This is a genomic window from Thalassolituus sp. UBA6592, assembly GCF_002433655.1.
In the GTDB taxonomy this organism is placed as follows: Bacteria; Pseudomonadota; Gammaproteobacteria; order Pseudomonadales; family Oceanobacteraceae; genus Venatoribacter.
On record NZ_DJIO01000008.1, the window covers coordinates 522 to 984 of the forward strand.

A 463-nucleotide genomic window follows, 5' to 3' on the forward strand; every position below is an offset into this window, starting at 1 on the left:
TTTTTCCACATCAATGATTTCAACCAGATTCTTCTCAACCTCGGTAACGGCAGTCAGATAATGCTCCCGGCCGGTTCCCTTTGGTGGCGGATGAATATCCCCCCAGTTCATATTGATGATGCGTTCCACACCGGCAACCAGAAACCCCTGAGTTTTCAGGTTGTATTCCGTGATGATGACAAACGCATTGGTCAGATCCTTCAGCGGTGCGTTACCGGTCGCCATACTCATATCCATAATCGGGATGGTCCCGGAACGGATGTGGGCAACACCACGCACGACAGGATTACTGCCGGGCAGATTTGTCAGTTTTGGGCATTGCAGGACTTCCTTAACCTTAAAAACGTTAATTCCGTACACCTGCTTACCATTTACCCGGAACAGCAGCAGCTCCAGACGGTTCTGCCCTACCAGCTGCGTACGCTGGTTTACCGAGTCCAATACACCTGCCATAAACAAGCTC

At 50.5% G+C, this 463-nt stretch carries 1 protein-coding gene; it reads right to left on the reverse strand.

Translation table 11 applies throughout. From position 1 onward, the window contains the following. Window positions 1-453 (reverse strand): chemotaxis protein CheW (locus B2Z72_RS00875; RefSeq protein WP_297003986.1); only part of this gene is annotated, 453 nt, incomplete at its 3' end. Window positions 454-463: the final 10 nt, after the last annotated feature.